The 2,351-nt window shown below is 69.0% G+C and carries 3 protein-coding genes; all 3 read right to left on the reverse strand.

Translation table 11 applies throughout. The features are described 5' to 3' along the window. The coding region (locus tag ACFFIO_RS02390; RefSeq protein ID WP_378040018.1) for a site-specific integrase at nucleotides 1–1,213 on the reverse strand (1,213 nt) is incomplete at its 3' end. Further along, entirely contained in the window at nucleotides 1,210–1,542 is a 333-nt protein-coding gene (locus ACFFIO_RS02395) for a helix-turn-helix domain-containing protein (RefSeq protein WP_091696820.1), read from the reverse strand. The genes ACFFIO_RS02395 and ACFFIO_RS02390, both read right to left, overlap by 4 nt. Before the next feature lie 3 nt (nucleotides 1,543–1,545). Continuing rightward, nucleotides 1,546–2,351, reverse strand: an 806-nt coding sequence (locus ACFFIO_RS02400; RefSeq protein ID WP_378040019.1) for a tyrosine-type recombinase/integrase, incomplete at its 5' end; no start/stop codon positions are given.

Raw genomic sequence — 2,351 nt, forward strand, 5'->3', positions numbered from 1 at the left:
AGGTGTTGGCCCGGTGCGCGGAGGTGTTCGTGTGCGGCAGCGCGTCAAGATGTGCCCGCACGATCCTGTCGAACGGGGGCGGGATCTGGAGTCGGTCGTCGGTGAAGCTCACGGTGAGCTTGCCCTCGGTGTCGTGGATCTGTGCCAGGCGCATCCGCGAGATGCGGGTGAGCGATTGACCGTAGAGCAGCAGGAACAGAGCGGCGACTTGCAGTGTGCCCGGGATCTGAGTTGAGGGTTCGGTGAGGGTCCGGAGGTGTTCCAGCCGCTGGGCCTGGCTGATGACAGGGGTGGCCTGGGCGATGCGGTAGGGGAAATCCACGGTGGGCAGGTGCCCGTGCTCGACGGCCCAACGCACGAAGCCCCGAGCCAGACTCCGGGTGGTGGGCCCACCGGCCAGCCAGGCGTCCACGTCGTGCTGAGTGCATTCCGCGGGGCTGTGTCCGCGGGCCCTGAGGTGTCCCAGCAAGCCGATGGCCATGGTGATGGACTGCTTGGCGGCCAGGAAGGTGCCCTTCTTCAGGCCCTCGGTGGCCTGAAGGTGATGTATCCGGTTCAGGTGCACCCAGAGGGCGTACTGCCGGATGATCCGGGCGTCCTCGGCGGGCAGGGCGCTGACCTTCGTCTCGAGCCAGGACTGGAAGCGTTCGATGTCCAGGTTCACCGGCTCCAGTAGTTGGTGCTCGAGGCACAAGGCGCGCAGGAAGGCGACTTTGCCGGGGCAGGGGTGCTCCTGGAAGGTCTGGTGAGTCAGGGGCAGCCGGCCTTGGGCCAGATCCCGCAGCAATTGTTCGGCGTGCCGGTTAATGGTGAGCCAGATCCGGGCGCTACGGGCGTGCTTCTGGCCGGTCAGGGCGGTAAACAGGGGGAGCAGTGGTGCAGCGATGGCCCCGGTGCCATCGTCGAGCAGCACGGTGAGGTCATCGGCCAGGCAGCAGTGGGCGCAGAGTCCGGTGCGCACGAACTCGTCCTCGCGCCCGCACCGGGTGCAGTGGAAGTCGGCCGGGATGCCGGTGCAGTCGGCGCAGGCCGGGGCGCCGTCGAGTAGCCCGGGCAGTAGGCGGTGTTGGGCGCAGCCGGGGCAGGTGCCGTGCAGGCGGGTGGCGCGCTGGTAGCAGCGCCGGCAGATCCGCCCCTCGGGCCAAGTGGCCGCGAACCTCACCCCAGTGCGGTCGCAGCGGGCGCAGGGCCCGGTGAAGGCCGGCCGGCTCATTCGGGCCGGTGAATGCGGGCCCTGATCGGGCGGATGGCGTCTCTCTTCGCGGTGCTGGCCTCGGTGCCGGTGGCCTGGTGCCGGACCGGAGTGGCCACCACCGTGGTGGGGCAGAGATCTTCGAAGCTGCACTCCAACACGTCCAGCAGCGCCCCGAGCAGAGTCAGGTTCATCCGCTCCGGGGTGGCCCCGAGCAGCCGGTAGAGCTGGGAAGACGACAGGCTCACCCCGCGATCGTGCAGGTGGGGGATGAGCTCGGAGAGGTTGTTCATCCCCCGGGCGGCCATGACCTCCCGCAGCCGCCAGGTGTACTCCACGTGCCGTTTCATGGGTCAGTACTCCTTGCTGGTGGTCATCGCGGCCGCGGCCATCCGGTGGATGGCCCCGTCCACGACCCGGGCCCGGTAATCGGGGGACAGGCCGGTGTAGATCGAGGTCGTCGAGGCGTGCTCGTGGCCGACCTGTTGCTGGATGAAGAACGCGTCGTAGCCGGCCTCGATCAGGTGGGTGACGTAAGACCGGCGCAGCGAGTGGAAGTCCAGGTCATCATCCAGCCCGGCCTCCCGCTTGACCTCATTGAAAGCCCGGCTCAGCGAGTCCGCGGCGATCGCCGCGGTGCCCCGCTCGCTCGGCCACAACCAGGTCGAACGGGCCGGGGCGTACAACGGGCGCACCTGATCGGTCCATTGCCGCAGGCATTCCACGGCCCAGTCGAACTCCGGCACGGTCAGCACGCTGCGCCGCTTCGGCGGGGAACCGCGCATGGCCTTGCCGTGCCGGACGTAGATAATTCCCGCGTTGCCGAACTGAGGTGCCCGCGGATTGGTGGCGATGTCGACCAGGTCCAGGCAGCGGACCTCGTTGCGGCGCAGCCCCCACGCGTAGGCGACCTTCATGATCGTCGCGGTGCGGAACGCCGGGATCCACCCCTTGGCCCCGGCCTGGCGAATGCGCAGCACCCGGTCATCGGCGCAGTCGAAGAGGTCCTCGAGCTCGTCCCGGGTGTACGGGCGCTTGCCCGGGGTGGCCACCGCATCCTGGGCGTGACGGGCGGTGTTCCACTCGTGGAAGACCTGCGCCGGGTGCTCACCGAACCGCTCCCAGCACTGCTCGCCCCACCCATACGCCGGGTCCGTCA

The sequence above is a fragment of the Citricoccus parietis genome (assembly GCF_042433045.1).
In the GTDB taxonomy this organism is placed as follows: Bacteria; Actinomycetota; Actinomycetes; order Actinomycetales; family Micrococcaceae; genus Citricoccus; species Citricoccus parietis.

Excerpts from the sequence above, each read along its gene's own strand:
- ACFFIO_RS02395 (WP_091696820.1), bottom strand. The coding sequence starts at position 1,542 with ATGAAACGGCACGTGGAGTACACCTGGCGGCTGCGGGAGGTCATGGCC.